At 68.7% G+C, this 16,212-nt stretch carries 15 protein-coding genes; 5 read left to right on the top strand and 10 right to left on the bottom strand.

Annotation, left to right across the window (positions count from 1 at the left end):
* Positions 1 to 21: 21 nt before the first annotated feature.
* The 5 genes from J2S53_RS14860 to J2S53_RS14880 all read right to left on the bottom strand — a co-directional run bounded on the left by J2S53_RS14860 (position 22) and on the right by J2S53_RS14880 (position 5,230).
* The gene (locus J2S53_RS14860) at positions 22 to 807 is read right to left on the bottom strand and encodes an amino acid ABC transporter permease (RefSeq protein ID WP_456242801.1); all 786 of its coding nucleotides are present in this window, start codon (positions 805 to 807) and stop codon (positions 22 to 24) included.
* Positions 808 to 947: 140 nt separating this feature from the next.
* Positions 948 to 1,754 carry a transporter substrate-binding domain-containing protein gene (locus J2S53_RS14865; protein ID WP_456241468.1) on the bottom strand — a complete coding sequence of 269 codons (807 nt, stop codon included), beginning with the start codon at positions 1,752 to 1,754 and terminating at the stop codon, positions 948 to 950.
* 376 nt (positions 1,755 to 2,130) lie between these two features.
* Positions 2,131 to 3,555, bottom strand: coding sequence for a M20/M25/M40 family metallo-hydrolase (locus tag J2S53_RS14870; RefSeq protein ID WP_456242802.1), 1,425 nt, complete (start codon positions 3,553 to 3,555; stop codon positions 2,131 to 2,133).
* A gap of 73 nt (positions 3,556 to 3,628) precedes the next feature.
* On the bottom strand, positions 3,629 to 4,318 hold the full coding sequence (locus J2S53_RS14875; RefSeq protein ID WP_456241469.1) for a GOLPH3/VPS74 family protein: 690 nt from the start codon (positions 4,316 to 4,318) through the stop codon (positions 3,629 to 3,631).
* 213 nt (positions 4,319 to 4,531) lie between these two features.
* Positions 4,532 to 5,230: a GOLPH3/VPS74 family protein gene (locus J2S53_RS14880; protein ID WP_456241470.1), complete on the bottom strand. Its 699-nt coding sequence runs from the start codon at positions 5,228 to 5,230 to the stop codon at positions 4,532 to 4,534.
* A 557-nt stretch (positions 5,231 to 5,787) separates the two neighbouring features.
* Between J2S53_RS14880 and pdhA the strand changes: the two genes are divergently transcribed.
* Genes pdhA through J2S53_RS14895 form a run of 3 tightly spaced genes read left to right on the top strand, consistent with a single transcriptional unit; the run spans position 5,788 to position 9,609 of the window.
* Positions 5,788 to 7,044, top strand: coding sequence for a pyruvate dehydrogenase (acetyl-transferring) E1 component subunit alpha (gene pdhA, locus J2S53_RS14885; protein ID WP_456241471.1), 1,257 nt, complete (start codon positions 5,788 to 5,790; stop codon positions 7,042 to 7,044).
* Positions 7,044 to 8,063, top strand: coding sequence for an alpha-ketoacid dehydrogenase subunit beta (locus J2S53_RS14890; protein ID WP_456241472.1), 1,020 nt, complete (start codon positions 7,044 to 7,046; stop codon positions 8,061 to 8,063). The genes pdhA and J2S53_RS14890 overlap by 1 nt, the downstream gene beginning before the upstream one ends.
* Before the next feature lie 10 nt (positions 8,064 to 8,073).
* Complete coding sequence (locus J2S53_RS14895) at positions 8,074 to 9,609, top strand: dihydrolipoamide acetyltransferase family protein (RefSeq protein WP_456241473.1); 1,536 nt, start codon at positions 8,074 to 8,076, stop codon at positions 9,607 to 9,609.
* Positions 9,610 to 9,886: 277 nt separating this feature from the next.
* On the opposite strand, the gene J2S53_RS14900 is transcribed toward J2S53_RS14895, so the two are convergent.
* The 4 genes from J2S53_RS14900 to J2S53_RS14915 all read right to left on the bottom strand — a co-directional run bounded on the left by J2S53_RS14900 (position 9,887) and on the right by J2S53_RS14915 (position 13,777).
* Positions 9,887 to 10,348, bottom strand: a complete 462-nt coding sequence (locus tag J2S53_RS14900) for a pyridoxamine 5'-phosphate oxidase family protein (protein WP_456241474.1) — start codon at positions 10,346 to 10,348, stop codon at positions 9,887 to 9,889.
* A gap of 105 nt (positions 10,349 to 10,453) precedes the next feature.
* On the bottom strand, positions 10,454 to 10,978 hold the full coding sequence (locus J2S53_RS14905) for a hypothetical protein (protein ID WP_456241475.1): 525 nt from the start codon (positions 10,976 to 10,978) through the stop codon (positions 10,454 to 10,456).
* 808 nt (positions 10,979 to 11,786) lie between these two features.
* Positions 11,787 to 12,995 carry an acyl-CoA dehydrogenase family protein gene (locus J2S53_RS14910; RefSeq protein WP_456241476.1) on the bottom strand — a complete coding sequence of 403 codons (1,209 nt, stop codon included), beginning with the start codon at positions 12,993 to 12,995 and terminating at the stop codon, positions 11,787 to 11,789.
* 191 nt (positions 12,996 to 13,186) lie between these two features.
* Positions 13,187 to 13,777, bottom strand: a complete 591-nt coding sequence (locus J2S53_RS14915) for an SCP2 sterol-binding domain-containing protein (protein ID WP_092928872.1) — start codon at positions 13,775 to 13,777, stop codon at positions 13,187 to 13,189.
* 95 nt (positions 13,778 to 13,872) lie between these two features.
* Here J2S53_RS14915 and J2S53_RS14920 point away from each other — a divergent pair, with 95 nt between their 5' ends.
* Both J2S53_RS14920 and J2S53_RS14925 read left to right on the top strand, forming a co-directional pair.
* Positions 13,873 to 14,547, top strand: coding sequence for a TetR/AcrR family transcriptional regulator (locus J2S53_RS14920; protein ID WP_165400729.1), 675 nt, complete (start codon positions 13,873 to 13,875; stop codon positions 14,545 to 14,547).
* A 94-nt stretch (positions 14,548 to 14,641) separates the two neighbouring features.
* Positions 14,642 to 15,277 (top strand): MBL fold metallo-hydrolase, encoded by a 636-nt coding sequence (locus tag J2S53_RS14925; protein WP_456241477.1) that lies wholly within the window; start codon positions 14,642 to 14,644, stop codon positions 15,275 to 15,277.
* A gap of 25 nt (positions 15,278 to 15,302) precedes the next feature.
* Here J2S53_RS14925 and J2S53_RS14930 read toward each other — a convergent pair whose 3' ends face one another.
* Entirely contained in the window at positions 15,303 to 16,046 is a 744-nt protein-coding gene (locus J2S53_RS14930; RefSeq protein WP_456241478.1) for a DUF2334 domain-containing protein, read from the bottom strand.
* Positions 16,047 to 16,212 lie beyond the last annotated feature (166 nt).

Raw genomic sequence — 16,212 nt, forward strand, 5'->3', positions numbered from 1 at the left:
GTGAAGCTCCCTCGGCTGCCGTTACCGACCGTCGGGTCCGAACCTGCGTTCCAACCGCTGCTGCAGCACCGACAGCGGGATGGTGATCAACAGATAGCACAGCCCGACCACCAGGATCGGGGTCATGCCGGGATGGGTAGTCATCGCGGCGCGGCCGAACTGGGTGAGTTCCTGCTGGGCGAGCGTGGCGCCGAGCACGAACGTCAGGGAGGAGTCCTTGGTCAGCAGGATCAGCTCGTTGGTCAGCGGCGGCAGGATGATGCGGAACGCCTGCGGGATGACGACGGTGACCGTCGCCCTGCCGTGCGACATTCCCAGCGAGCGGGCCGCCTCCAGCTGACCGTTGGGCACCGCCTTGATCCCCGCGCGGATGGTCTCGGCCATGTAGGCCGAACCGACGATCCCCAACGCGATCATGACGGTGACGTTGCGGTTGAAGCTGACGTCGTTGAACGCGGTCGGGATGCCGATCCCGACCGAGAGGAACACCAGCAGCGCGGGCAGGCCGCGGAAGAACTCGATGTAGGCGGCGGAGATCCAGCGGTAGGGCGCCACCGAGGACAGCCGCATCAACGCGAGCACCAGCGCCAGCCCCAGGCCCAACGCGAACCCCGAGGCGGTGTAAACGACGGTGTTGAGCAGCGCGGTGCTCAACACGGTGGGGAACAGCGCCCCGGCGACCTCGAGGTTGAACAGCTGCTCCTGGAGACGCCCCCAGTCGGCGAGCAGCGCGGCCACGATGACGACCGCGAGCAGTACCGCGTACTGCACACCGCGCCCGATTTTGGCGCGTTGGCGTTTACTCATCCCGCTGGTGGCGGGTCGGGATTGCACTGCCATCGAGGCTCCAGGGCAGTCGGAACGGGACGGACGCGGTCGGCGCCCGTCCCGCCACGTGCGAGATCATCGGGGAGGACCGGCGTGGTCGGTTCACCCGCCGGTACGAGTCACTTCTCGGACGGCGCGTGGCCGAACCACTTCTCGTACAGCCGGTCGTAGGTGCCGTCCTGCTTGGCCTCGGCCAGCACCTCGTTGATCTTGCTCTGCAGCTCGCCGTTGCCGGTCTTGACGCCGAAGCCGTAGTTCTCGCTGGTTTCGAGCTTCTTGGTGACCTCGAACTTCTGGTTCTGGTCCGCGAAGTCGATCAGCGCGAAGTCGTCGTTGATCACGGCGTCGATCTTGCCGGTGCGCATGTTCTGCAGCAGCAGGCCGAGGTCGGCGAACTGCTTGAGCGTGACGCCGTTCTTTTCGGCGCGCTCCTTGGCGTACTCCGCGCCGGTGGTGCCCTTCTGGTAGCCCAGCGTCTTGCCGTCGAGGGCGGCGAAGCTGTCGAGGCCGGAGCCCTCGGGGGCGAGCAGCGCCTGCGTGGCGTCGAAGTAAGGGTCGGAGAAGTCGAAGTTCTCGTCGCGGACGTCGGTGATCGTGATCGCGGCGGCGGCCACGTCGCAGTTACCCACGTTGAGAGCCTGGCCCGACTGGAGGGTGGTGAACGGTATGTTGGTGACCTGCTGCTCGACGCCGAGGTCCTCGGCGACCAGGTCGATCAGGTCGATGTCGAAACCGACGACCTCACCGTCCTCGCGCGATTCGAACGGTTCGTAGGGCAGGTTGGTGCAGGTGGTCAGCTGTCCCTCGTTCACCAGCGGGACGCCCTTGGCCTCACCGCCACCACCACCGCCACAGCCCGCTACTGCCGTCACCAGGGCGAACGCGGGTAACAGGGCCGCGGCCCGCAACGTTGTTCGAAGCGCCACAGTGTCACTCCTCCTCGACGGGAATCCGGATGCTGGGATCCTGCCATCATCCGGGGCCGTTACAAACAGCTTCGCGTGTTTCGATCACGTCAAATCCACTCGGAAGCGGGACAGCTACATCGCGATCGATCACGCAACGCACACCCACCGCAGCCCCCACCGAGCCGGGAACCGGACGGGATCGAGCACAACGGCCGCGTAAGCGGAACACACGATACCGTTACGCTGATCGGGTGAAGCATCGCGGGTCGGCGAGTATCACCAAGCGTGACCGGAAGATTTTCCCGCCGAACCGGTCGAGCAGCCGATCACCGACCCGCCGGTGGCCGACGCACGAACGGCCGAGCGCGCCACGGGCGGGTTCCTCGGCGAGCGATCAGCGCCGGGCGTGCGCGTCCAGCACGTAGGCGACGGCGCTGGTGACCTTGGCGGCGTAGTCCAGGTGCAGCGACTCGTCCGGGACGTGGGCGTTGCTGCCCGGCCCCAGCGCCCCCGTCACCACGAACTGGGCGTCGGGGTAGTTGTCGTGCAGCAGTCCCATGAACGGGATCGAACCGCCCAGCCCCATGGTGCGCCAGTCGTTGCCGAACACCTCGGTGCCCGCCGAGTCCAGGGCGTCGTTCAACCACTCCGCGGTGTCGGGCGCGTTGAACCCCTGCCCCGCCTCGGCGTGGCCGAACTCGACGCTCGCGCCGTAGGGGACGTCGGTCTGCAGCGCGGTCCGCACCGCGTCCAGCGCCCGCTGGGGATCGGCGGTGGGCGGCAGCCGGAAGCTGAGATCCAGCGTGGTGTGGGGGCGCAGCACGTTGCCCGCTTCCGAGGGGTGCGGCAACCCGTCGGCACCGATCACCGAGAGGGTGGGCCGCCACCAGTTGTTCAACGCCAGCTCGGCCTCGTCGTCGCTGATCATCCGCATGCCCTCGGGCAGCTCGATGGACTCGCGCACCAGCCCCGGCGCGGCCTCGACGCCCGCCCGGGCCTCGGCCACCCGGTTCTCCGGGACGCGCACGTTCAGCTCCGGTAGCCGGATCTCACCGGTGGCGGAGTCCTCCAACCGGTCCAGCAGCTGCCGAGCGACCCGGAACGAGTCGGGCACCAGCCCGCTGGCCGCACCGGAGTGCTGCCCCGCGTCCAGCACCCGAACCGTGACGTTGAGCTGCACCATCCCCCGCAACGAGGTGGTCAGCCAGAGTCGGTCGTAGTCCCCGCCGCCGGAGTCCAGGCACACCACCAGGCCGACGCGGCCCAGCCGCTCGCCGAGGTGCTCCAGGTAGGCGGGCAGGTCGGGGCTGCCGGACTCCTCGCCCGTCTCCAGCAGCAGCACGCAGCGCGGATGCGCACCGCCGTGCGAACGCAGCGCCTCGATGGCGGTGATCGCGGCGTAGCCGGAGTAGCCGTCGTCCACGGCACCGCGGCCGTACAACCTGCCGTCGCGCACCACCGGCGTCCAGGGCCCCAGCCCCTCGGACCAGCCCCCGACCGGCGGCTGCTTGTCCAGGTGGCCGTAGAGCAGCGCCGTCTCCTCGGAGGCTCCTTCGGTCGCGGGCACGTCCACCAGCAGCAGCGGGCTCCGTCCGGGAAGCCGGACCACCTCGATCCCGGCACCCGTGATCCCGCGGGCGGCGATCCAGCCGCGCACGTGCTCGACCACCGCGTCCAGGTGGCCGTTGGCCTCCCAGTCGGCGTCGAAGGCCGGGGAGACGGCCGGGATGCCGACCAGCTCGGAGAGGCTGGGAAGTACCGAGGACTCCCATTGCTGCTGTACGAAGGTGTTCACTGCTGTGCGGTCCACACCCGCGATCGTATTCCCACTCCTCGGGAAAGCTCACCCGGCCTGATGAAGTCCAGTCCGGGGAAGCCCGGCCTGGTGTAGGTCAGTCGCCTCCACCGCCGTCATCACCGTCGTCACCCTCACCGCCGACCGCGGCGCCGATGGCGGCACCCGTGGCGGCCACGGCGGCCGAAACCGCCCCTTCGAGTTCCTGACCCTTGGCGATGTGCTTAAGCCTGCTCGACTGGGACCAGCTGGTCACGAACTGCCGGTGCAGGCTGCTCGGATAGGCGATGGCTACCAGCAGGGCAAGCCGATCGTCCGGCGATCGTTCGCCGTCCGCCAGCCGGAGGATCTCGTCGACCAAAGGCTGCCGCGTGGCCTCGTGCGGCCGATAGCGGTCGTAGGGCAGGAAACCGAGCACCTTGTCCGGCTCGTGCCGCAGATAACTCCGTTGCTGGAGCGACGAGCGGTGCTCCTCGAACGCCCAGCTCCGCTCGCTCAGCCAGGAGCGAAACGAGAACGGTTTGGCATCGCGTCCTGACCGGTTCACCAGAGCCGACAGTGGCCGGTCCAACGCTTCGACACCGATGGGGGTCGGATCGACCGGCCCGACTTTGACGTTGCCGAACACGGTTCGGGTCAGTTCCGCGCGGCCGTGCATCACGAGCTCTGCGATCTCGGCCGCCGCAGTCACGACATCGCGGTTGACACTGGTGAAGGGCCGCCCCCTCGGGGGATGCAGTAGCAACACGCTCTGGTCCGGCAACGACAACGACAGATGTGCTTCCACGGCGGCGATGCTAGATCACACGCCCCATCTCCGAAGGCCATTTCGGACGAATCCGGACCCCGCCCCCGTCTGGAGACCTCATGTCCCGGGACCGCACCTTCCCGAGAGGGCGCTCAGTGGCGGGAGCACGCCGCGATCCAAGAATGACCGATCACGCACTGGGCGTACTCACCATCGATTCAGTCCGTTCCGCCGAAATCTTCCCCGTTCGGCTCAGCCACCTCCGCCGTCACCACCACCGCCACCGTCGCCACCCCCACCGCCGACCGCGCCCGCGATAACGGCACCGGTCGCGGCCACGGCGGCCGAAACCGCCCCTTCGAGGTCCTGGCCCTTGGCGATGTGCTTGAGCCTGCGACTCTGCGACCAGTCGAAGCCGAGCAGCCTGCGATACAACCCGGAGGGATAAACGATCGCGACCAACAGGGCCAGCCGATCGTCCGGGGAACGCTCGCCACGAGCGAGTTGTCCCAACTCGCCGATCAACTCTTGCTGGAGGGGCCCGTGCGGCCGATAGCGGTCGCGCGGGATGAAGCCGAGCAGCTTTTCCGGTTCGTACTCCAGATAACCCCGCTGCCGCAGCGCCCACCGCTGTTCCTGGAAAGCACTACGTCGCTCGGCCAGCCAGGTCTGAAACGGGATCGGTTTGCCCTTGCCCGCGATTCGGCCCGCCAGCGCCGAGAGCGGGTGTTCCAACGGTTCGAAACCCACCGGGGTCGAGTCGAGCAGACCGATCTTGACTCCACCGAAAGCGGTGCGGGTCAGTTCCGCGCGGCCGTACATCACGAGCTCGGCGAGCTCGGCGGCCGGCGTGAGGACTTGGTGATTGACCGAGTGGTGTTGCCTGCCGTCCGGACCGTGCAGCAGCAACACGATCTGGTCCGGCAACGACAACGACAGATGTGCTTCCACGGCGGCGATGCTAGATCACGCGAACCGCGCAGGGGACCGTTTCGCACGAATCCGGGCCCTCGATCCCCAGTCCGGAGCCGCCCCCGACCGGGGCAGCCCGGCCCGATATCCCTTCCCGAGTGGGGGCGTTCGAGAACCGTGAACGCATCCGGAAACCGGGAAACACCCCGCAACCCAAGAGTGACCGGCCCCGCACCGAACGTACTCACCATCGATTCAGCACGATTCACGACGACGCTGACCAGTACCGGAATCGGCCGCGAAAAAATCGGTTATACAACTGTCACAACGCCATCCATCGGAGATCCACCCCTCTGATGACCTGCGAATTCGCCTGATCCAACCGCGAGCTACGGTGCGCCGGACAAGGTTTGCAGGCGGCATCGATCTCTGTGGCAGGGCTCACGGAAGTGGCCGTTGTCATGCCAGGATGGCGAGGAGCGATCCAACGACCCCGATCGGATGACCCGAGACCCACCTGGTCGACGGCGCCGTCAGGGGTAACCGGTCCCAGCCGCCACAAGCGGTAACGACCGGGGTGAGACTAGGAGATCCACATGTCCCCCGAACACTGGACGCGACCGAGCCGACCCGACGATCGCGATCGACTCGCGGACACCGCGGTGCCTGCCGCAACCTCAGCAACACCAACGAGGGAGCAGGTGATCGCCGGTTTGCGTGCGACCAGCGAAGGCGGAGCTGACCTGGTTCAGCTCCTGACGCCGGAGGGTCAGCGGGTATCGCACCCGGACTTCGACATCGACATCACCGACGAGCAGCTACGCGGCATGTACCGCGACATGGTGCTGGTGCGGCGTGCCGACCGCGAGGGCAACGCGCTGCAACGCCAGGGCCAACTCGGAATCTGGGTTCCGCTGCTGGGCCAGGAAGCCGCGCAGATAGGCGCGGGCCGCGCCATGCGACCGCAGGACATGGCCTTCCCGAGCTACCGCGAGCACGGGGTCGCCTGGTGCAGGGGCATCGACCCCACCGAGCTGCTGGGCATCTTCCGCGGCACGGACCACGGCAGCTGGGACCCGAACGAAACCGGCATGAGCCTGTACACCATCGTCATCGGCAACCAGTGCGTGAACGCCACCGGCTACGCGATGGGGCAGAAGTTCGAGGGCAAGGTCGGCAACTCGGGGGATGACCCCGCCTCGAACGAGGCCACCATGGTCTTCTTCGGCGACGGCGCCACCAGTCAGGGTGACGTGCACGAGGGCATGGTCTGGGCCTCGGTCTACGACGCGCCGGTGGTCTTCTTCTGCCAGAACAACCAGTGGGCGATCTCCGAGCCGACCGAACGGCAGAGCCGGGTACCGCTCTACGAACGCGCCAAGGGATACGGCTTCCCCGGCATCCGGGTCGACGGCAACGACGTGCTCGCCACCCTCGCCGTCTCCCAGTGGGCCATGAACGAGGCCAGGCAGGGCAACGGGCCGCTGCTCATCGAGGCGTTCACCTACCGCATGGACGCGCACACCACCTCGGACGACGCCACGCGCTACCGGCTGGACGACGAGCTGGAGGCATGGAAGCTCAAGGACCCGATCGAACGGTTGCGGGCGCACCTGCTCCGGGAGGAGATCGCCGACCAGGAGTTCTTCGACAGGGTGGATTCCGAGGCCGACGAGCTGGCCGCGAGGTTCCGCGAGTTCTGCGTGAACATGCCGGAACCGCCGCCGGAACGGATGTTCTCCGCCGTCTACGCGGAGGAGAGCCCCGTGGTGGCGGCACAGCGGGAGGACTACCTGAACTACCTCGCAGGCTTCGCCGACTCCGGCCACGACACCGAGGGGAGTGTTCGCTGATGGCCGCGCCCACGATGGAATCGACCGGTTCGAGCACGACACCGACCCAGACGATCACGATCGCCAAGGGTCTGAACAACGCGTTGCGCAACGCCATGGAGCGCGACCCGAAGGTCCTGGTCATGGGCGAGGACGTCGGCAAGCTCGGCGGTGTTTTCCGCGTCACCGACGGACTGCAGAAGGACTTCGGCGAACACCGGGTGCTCGACACGCCGCTGGCCGAGTCCGGAATCATCGGCACGGCCATCGGCCTGGCGATGCGCGGGTTCCGCCCGGTCTGCGAGATCCAGTTCGACGGGTTCATCTTCCCCGGCTTCGACCAGATCGTCTCGCAGCTGTCCAAGATGCACTACCGCAGCCAGGGCAAGGTGAAGGTTCCGCTGGTCATCCGGGTTCCCTTCGGCGGCGGTATCGGGGCGGTGGAGCACCACTCCGAGTCCCCTGAGTCGCTGTTCGCCCACGTGGCGGGCCTGAAGGTGGTCTCCTGCTCCAACCCGGTGGACGCCTACTGGATGCTGCAGCAGGCCATCGAGTCCGACGACCCGGTGCTGTTCTTCGAGCCGAAGCGGCGGTACTGGGAGAAGGCCGAGCTCGACCCCACGGCCGAGCACCTGCCGCTGGTCAGCTCCGCCGTGCTGCGCACCGGATCCGACGTCACCGTCGCCACCTACGGGCCGATGGTCAAGACCTGCATGGACGCCGCGACCGCGGCCGAGGAGGACGGCAACGACGTCGAGGTCGTGGACCTGCGTTCGCTCTCACCGCTGGACCTGGGCCCGGTGGCCGAGTCGGTCCGGCGCACCGGACGGCTGGTCGTGGTCAGCGAGTCGCCGCCGGAGTCCTCGGTCACCTCCGAGGTGGCCACCCGGATACAGCAGGAGTGCTTCTACTCGCTGGAAGCCCCCGTGCTGCGGGTGAACGGATTCGACACGCCGTACCCACCGAGCAAGCTGGAGGAGGGCTACCTGCCCGACCTCGACCGGGTACTCGATGCCGTCGACCGTTCACTGGCCTACTGAGGGGGCAGGCATGGCACAACTCAAGAACTTCCCGCTTCCGGACGTCGGCGAGGGACTGACCGAGGCGGAGATCCTGAACTGGCGGATCGGGCCCGGTGACGCGGTCGAACTGAACCAGATCATCGTGGAGATCGAGACCGCGAAGGCATCGGTCGAGCTGCCGTGCCCCTACGCGGGGACGATCAGCGAGCTGCTCGCCGAACCCGGCCAGACCGTGGAGGTCGGAACCCCGATCCTGACGATCGAACCGGCCGGGGCGGAGAGCGACGAGCCCGCACCGGACAAGCCAGCCGAGCAGGGCGAGCGGTCCGAGCAGGGCGGCAAGATCGGCGAGGAAGGGGCCGACGGCCGGATCGCCACCCTGGTGGGGTACGGCCCGCGCTCGACCAGCGCGAAACGTCGCCCCCGCAAGAAGGACGCCACCGCCGGGCAGCGCGGTTCCGGCAGTGGTGGGTCCGGCAGCGGCGGGGTCAACGGCTCGGCCGGACAACGGCCCGCCGCCAACGGCACGCCGGTGACGACCGGCGCGGGCACCGACAGCGCAAGCACCAACGGCACCGCGGTGAACGGCTCCGCCCCCGCCACGAGCACGCCGTCCGCTTCCCGGCAGGCCGAGCCGGCCGCGGTCGGCGGCACGGGCGAAGCGGCGGGCGGCGGAGTGCCGCTCGCGAAGCCGCCGGTGCGCAAACTGGCCAAGGACCTCGGCGTGGAGCTGCGTTCGCTGCACGGTTCCGGCTCGGGTGGCGTGATCACCCGGCAGGACGTGGAACGCGCTGCGGCGGGCGGCGTCACGGCCGCGACCTCCGAGGGCTCCGCTGCTGGTACCCGTCCCGCTCGGGACAGCGTCGAGCGGGAACAGCGGGTCCCGATCAAGGGGGTCCGGAAGGCGACGGCGCAGGCCATGGTGGACAGCGCGTTCACCGCCCCGCACGTGACCGAGTTCCTGACGATCGACGTCACTCCGATGATGGAGTTCCGGGAGCGGCTCAAGAAGCACCCCGACTTCCGGGACGTCAAGGTCACTCCGCTGGCGGTCGCGTCCAAGGCGATGTGCCTGGCCGCGAAGCGGACACCGGACGTCAACGCCGCCTGGGACGGCGAGGCGGGCGAGATCGTCTACAAGGACTACGTGCACCTGGGTGTGGCCGCGGCCACCGAACGCGGGCTGGTCGTGCCCAAGGTGCGCGACGCGGACGGGATGTCGCTGCGGGAACTGGCCGTGGCGCTGGAGGAGCTGACCAGCACCGCACGTGAGGGCAGGACCTCCCCGGAGGCGATGACCAACGGCACGATCACGATCACGAACGTGGGCGTGTTCGGGGTGGACACCGGGACGCCGATCCTCAACCCGGGCGAGTCGGCGATCCTGGCGTTCGGCGCGATCCGCGAGATGCCCTGGGTGGTCGACGGCCAGGTGGTGCCGCGCCAGGTCTGCCAGCTGGCGCTGAGCTTCGACCACCGGGTGGTGGACGGCCAGCAGGGCTCGCGGTTCCTCGCCGACGTCGGGGCACTGCTGTCCGATCCCGGGATGGCCCTGACGTTCTGAGGGTGCGGGGCGGGACTCACGTGCCGGGTCGGCTACCGGCACGTGAGTCGGCACCCCACCGCAGCGCCGAGGAGTAGTCGTACTCCCACCACTCCCGCAAGCCGCACTCCCACCACTCCCGCGACCGGCACCGCCGCGGGTTCTCCGGTGCGGTTCTCGCGAGGACGGCCCCGACGTTGTGTAGGTCGCTACCCGATGTCGGGGCACCCGCAGCGAGAGCCGTGCCGGAGGTTCCGCCAAGACACCACCCAGGGGAATCGGCCCCCTTCTGCTCCTGTCAGGAGCGGTGGTGGTCGGTGATCCCCGCTCCGGGCCGCCAGGTGCGGATCAGCAACTGATCCCCGGCCACGCTGGTGTGGGTGATCTCGTGCAACTCCCAGCGGAACATGTGGAAAGTGCCGGGCTCGTGCTGGATCTCGGCGGCGTAGGCGCGCAGCTCCTCGTCCTCGGAGACCTCGATCGCACGCCCGGCGACCTTCACGTCCCCCTCGGTCATCTCGCCGGGGTGGGCGTGCAGCGCTGCGCGCGGGTCACGCCGCAGGTCGAGTGCCTTCAGCGCGCGTGGCATCGACCCCATGGTCAGGTTCCCGGAGTGGAACTGGACCTCGGTGCCGCTGACCCGGGGTGATCCGTCGCCGCGGAGTGTCGCCAGGACGTGGTGCAGGTGCGCCTCGAAGCACTTCCGGACGGCCGCCGCGAACTCTGGTACTTCGGTTTCGAACTGTTGCCAATCGGTCACGCGGCCAACATCGCACGAACCCCCGACAACACGGTGTCGCCGCCGGATTCGGCGGTTCGGCGGCGCCCCGGCTCGTGGCGCGAGGTTCCCGACGTCGGAGCCGCCTCACTCCTCCTTGCGCCTGCGGCCACCGCGCTGTGCCGCGGCCCCGGCCCCGGCGACGGCCTGGGCAGCCGCGCTGGTGTGCTGCCCCTCGGCGGAGGTGTGCTGCCCGGAACCGTGCGCCCCCGAGTCGGCACCGTCACCGGCCTCGGCCGCCGTGGCCGACTGGCCGGAGGCTCCCTCGGACCGCTGTCCACGGGACTGCGAGGCCCCGTTCGACGTGGCCGAGGCGGACTTCTGCTGGGCGGCCCGCTGCGCTTCGGATTGGCGGGAGCCACCGGAGCCGCTCTCGGACTGCTCGGCCTGTCCGGTCGCGTTCTGCTGCTCGGAGCCCTGGTCTCCGCTCGCCGCGGCGGCCTGTGCCTGCTCGGTGGCCGGCTCGGCTTCCGGTGGCTGGGTGGCCGATGGGCCCTCCGGAAAGTCGAACTCGTGCGACTCGAAGTCGTGCACGTCGATCTCCGGCAGCTCGAGCTCGCTGTGGAGCTCCCCGAAGATCGGAGTTCCAGGGTCGGATGTCGCCTTGCTCACCGCTTCGCCCTCCCAATCACTCTCGAAGCGAGCCGGGATACTGCCGGTCTCTCGGCGTACGACCGAGATCCCGACGTGGTGTACCCGAGCGTCGGCACCACGAATCCCCGACGGCGGTTCGTGGCACGCGGCCGACCCGAGGGCCGCCCGCGCCGATAAAACACAGGGGTGAACGGTCCTCGCAGGCGAAGCCGAGCAATCTCACCTCTTCAGGTGAGGTGCGTGCCGACTTCACCCGACCGCAACCCATCAGCATTCCAGAGAAACAAAGCGGAAACGGGCGACAATTCCGAACCGTGGCAAAGGCCACGCACGGCTTGCGAGCTTGCTCACAGGGTCACCCCGTAACTCCACGGCACGGGCGCCCCCGCCGTGGAGTGACGCAGGATACGTAACGGGTAACCGCCCGGATGCCGGGACACTCCCGGTGCTGATCAGTACCGGGGTTCCTGCCAGGTGAGGTTGGTCGGACGTTGGCCGGTAGTGAGGAACTCGCGGTCACTCCTTGTCGCAACAGTGATCACTTACTGTGCGAAAAGGATGGCGTTCACCTCCGACAAATTCTTCGACAACCTTCGGTCCGCCCTACGCCCACGACAACGGAGAAGGAGTCCCGAGCTCGCGATCAACCGGCATCGCGGCCAGGGGCTCGACTGGCGTCACGGCGCATCCGCGACGACCCAATCGCCAGGGATCTCGTGCCTCGCTCGTACCGACGCGCGTCAACACCCGTCCCCGGCAGGGCTCGGGACGGGCACGCGGACCTCTTCCGGCGCGGTGACGGCACGCCGACACGTCAACTGCGGCGTCAGGGAATGTGCCGCCCCGAGACCGCCCTGGCCACCACCAGCTGCTGGATCTGCTCGGTGCCCTCGAAGATGTCGTAGATCTTGGCGTCGCGGTGCATCCGTTCCACCGGGTATTCGCGGGTGTAGCCGCTGCCACCGAGGATCTGGATGGCCCGCTCGGTGGCCCAGGTCGCGACCCGACCGGCCTTGAGCTTGGACATCGATCCCTCACCGGCGGTGAAGGGGATCTCGTTGCGGCCCATCCAGGCGGCACGCCAGACCAGCATGCGGGCCGCGTCGATCTCGGTACGCATGTCGGCGAGGGTGAACGCGATCCCCTGGTTGTCGATGATCGGGCGCCCGAATGTCTCCCGCTGGGTCGCGTACTCCAGGGCGTGCTCGTAGGCGGCCCGGGCGATGCCGATGGCCTGGGATCCGACGGTGGGGCGCGAGAGCTCGAAGGTGCGCATCGCCTGCGAGCTGGACTTGCCGCCCTCCCTGGCCCGCGCCAGCCGCTCGTCGAGCTTCTCCTTGCCACCCAGCAGGCAGCGGCCCGGCACCCGCACGTCGTCCAGGAACACGTCGGCGGTGTGCGAGGCGCGCAGCCCGTGCTTGCGGATCTTGCTCGGCGCGGACAGCCCGGGCGTACCGGGCGGGACCACGAAGGCCGCCTGACCGCGCGGCCCGAGCTCGGGGTCCACCACGGCCTGCACCACGTGCACGTTGGCGATCCCGCCGTTGGTCGCCCACGCCTTCTGCCCGTTGAGCACCCACTCGTCGGTGGCCTCGTCGTAGACGGCGCGGGTGCGCATCGCGGCGACGTCCGAACCCGCCTCGGGTTCGGAGGAGCAGAACGCGGCCACCTGGGGCTCGTCCACATCGCCGTAGCACTGCGGGACCCACTCGGCGAGCTGGTCCGGCGTGCCGGCGGAGAAGATTCCCGCCACCGCGAGCGTCGTACCGAAGATCGCCATCCCGATGCCGCCGTCGCCCCAGAACAGTTCCTCGTTGGCTATCGGCAGCGAGAGGCCGGTTTCGTCCGCCCAGAACGTCGCCAGCGTCTCGAAGCCGTAGAGGCCGACCTTGGCGGCCTCGGAGATGATCGGCCAGGGAGTTTCCTCCCGCTCGTCCCACTCCGCCGCGGCGGGGCGGATCTCCTTCTGGGCGAAGCCGTGTAACCAGTCGCGCAGTTCCTGGTGCTCTTCGGTGAGTTCCAGCGAGAAGCTCATGAGTTTTCCTCGGATGTCGTTGCTGGTGGTTCGTGGACGAGTCGGAAGGTGGACCCGGTTCCGACACGGCGGAGCCCGGGTTTCCTCCGGTGGACGCGTGTGGCGGCGGGACGGCCACGAGCGGATCTTCGGGACGTTCGGGGCGCCGGAAATGTCGGGGCCGCCGAGGGGGTCGGGCTCGGACTCGCCCGTCAGGCCTTCGGGATCTGGAAGAGCTTGGTCAGACCGGCGGCGAAGCCGACGTCACCGGCCACCTTGAGCTTGCCCGTCATGAACAGCATGGGCGCCGAGGCGTTGCTCGAGGCGAGCTTGAGCAGCTCCACCGGACCGAGCATCACGGTGGCCCTGGGCTCGTGCTCCGGGGTTTTGCTCACGGTGCAGGTACCGCCGGACAGCACGCACTCGTAGCGCAGCACTCCGGTCTCGTCGGCATCCGAATCGGGCGAGCCCTGCGAGGTGGAACCGTCGAGGTTGATGCGCCAACGCACCACGGCCTCGGTGCTCTTGGCCTTGTCGGAGCGGTAGTGCTCGCCCATGCGGCGGAACAGTTCGTCGAGGATCCGCTCGGCCAGCTCCGGGCGGTCCATGACGTCCCGCAGCTGTTCGTCGGAGGCGCGGGAGATCAGCCGCGCGAACTGCTGCGGCTCCAGCGAGCTGAGATCGACTTCGGTGTCGGCCGCGGCCAGCTCGGAGGCGGCCGCCAGCAGGCTGACGAACTCCTCCCTGCTGACCTGCTTCGGATCGGTGGCCGCCAGCGCGGCGATGGGGTCGGATTCCGACATGTTGCCCTCCATTACCTACTCACGAGTAAGACTACTCCCGGGTAGATAGAACGGCAATACAACCCCCTGATCGATACTGTTCTACCGTGCCAAGAGTGCAGGACGCGAGACACGACCGGACGGACCAGTCCGGCACCCCCGCAAAGCCCCGTTCCAGACGCCTGCCCCGGCAGGTGCGCGAGCGCCAGATCCTCGACGCCGCCGTGACGGTATTCGCCAAGTACGGCTACCACGAGGCGGCGATGGACGAGATCTCCGACGTGGCCGGGATCTCGAAACCCATGATCTACGCCTACCTGGGTGCCAAGGACGAACTCTTCGTGGCCTGCATCAGGCGGGAGGCGAACCGACTGATCGAATCGATCAGTCAGGCGGTGGACGCGGATCTGAAACCGGACGAACAGCTCTGGCGCGGATTGCACGCGTTCTTCGAGTACGTCAACGAGAACCGCGCCAGCTGGACCGTCCTGCACCGTCAGGCGAGTGTGCAGGGGCAGCCCTTCACCTCCGAGCTCTCCGAATGGCGCGACCGCGCGCTGAACCTGGTGGCGGAGCTGCTGGCCCGCGCGGGAGGCAGCAGCGAACAACCGGTGCAACTCGAACAGATGCAGCCGTTCGCCGCCGCCCTGGTGGGAGCGGGTGAATCGATGCTCGACTGGTGGATAGACCACCCGGAGTACACCGCCGACGCGCTCTCGATGCGCCTGATGAACCTGGTGTGGATGGGTTTCGGCGACATGGTCCAGGGACGCCGCTGGAAACCCTCCTGACAGCGTCGCGGACGCGCGGCGCACCGACACAGCAGGCACGCGACGACTCGAGCATCGCGAGATCGACAACCGACACGAACCCACGGAGGCAATCTTGCGCTTGACCCACTACGGGCACGCCTGCGTCCTCGTCGAGACCTCGGCGGCGAGGCTGCTGATCGACCCGGGCACGTTCTCCCACGACTTCGAGGCGCTGCGTGACCTGGACGCGGTGCTGCTCACCCACCAGCATCCCGACCACCTGGACCTGGAACGGCTGCCGGACGTGCTGCGCAACAACCCGAACGCGCGGCTGGTGGCCGACACCGAGTCCGCGGCCAAGCTCTCCGAGAAGGGAATCGAGGCCGAGACGGCCCACCCCGATGACGCGTTCGAGCTCGCCGGGGTGGCGATCAACGTCGTCGGCGGCCAGCACGCGGTGATCCACCCGGACATCCCGCGCATCGCCAACATCGGCTACCTGGTGGAGCACGGCGCCTTCTACCACCCCGGCGACTCCTTCCACGTCCCGGCGCAGCACGTCGACGTGCTCGGACTGCCCACCGGCGCGCCCTGGCTGAAGCTCTCGGAGGCGGTGGACTTCCTCCGAGCGATGAACCCCCGCGTGGCGGTGCCGATCCACGAGGCGGTGCTGTCCATGCCGCAGATGCACTACGGCATGTTCGAACGGCTCGGGCCGGAGGGAACCACCGTGACGGTGCTCAACCGGGGTGAACCGACCGGCGTTTGAACGCACCGCACCCCGGTCCCGCTGATCAACTGGTCAGCGGGTCCGGGTTCGGAGTGCCGCGCCCGGTCGGGGCCGAATGCGGCGGTGCGGGCGGCGGTGCGACCAACTCGGGGTAGGTCGCCGGAACGGCGCCGTGCAGCAGCGCCAGGTCGATGGCGTCGTGAACCGCCGCGCGACGGGTGGGATGCCCCAGGTCCTCGGCGGAGATCGCGAGCCTGGCCAGTCCCGGCCAGTCCCGGACCTCCCGTTCGGTCGTCGAACGCAACCCCCTGCAGCGAGCCGACTCGCTACGGAAGCCCGCCAGGGTCCTTACCCTGCTGCGGCGTACCCGCCCGGTGCGCAGGTCCCGCAGCACCTCCGGCTCGACGCACGCACCGAAGCCCGCCGCACGCAGCGCCGCCAGGGTGCCCGTCGATGCCCGGCCACCCAGCGGGGCGAACGTCTCGGAGCCGAGCCCGGCCGCGTCGAGAACCGCGTTCACCGCGGTCAGCCGCAGCCCGGCCTCGTGTCGGGGGCGACGACGGTCGTCGTGGAGTCCGCGAATCCGGTTCGAACGGGGTGGTTCGAGACCGTGCAGCACCAGGGCGTCGCCCGATGCGACGCGCTCCCGCAACCAGTCGGTCGCGGCCGAGTCGGTCAGCAGCGAGGCGGGGACCAACACCGACAACCCGACACGCAGCCGGTCCAGCCGCGCGGCGAAGCGGGCACAGCGTGCGAGATCCGGCTCGCCGCCGATGCCGTACAACGAGACCACGAGTCGCGCACTCACGGTGCTTCATGGCGCCAGACCGGGCTGTCGTACCGGTGACCGGCGGATGAAGCCGACATGACCTCCCGGAAAAACCCGCCCAGCGGGATTCACCAGGCTCCGATCGCTGGAAGTTTCGGTCTTCAGGGCGGAGAGGAAAGCGATCCCGAGTGCTGTTGGGTGACCA

Origin of the sequence: Actinopolyspora lacussalsi, from assembly GCA_030803735.1 — a bacterium.
In the GTDB taxonomy this organism is placed as follows: domain Bacteria; phylum Actinomycetota; class Actinomycetes; order Mycobacteriales; family Pseudonocardiaceae; genus Actinopolyspora; species Actinopolyspora lacussalsi.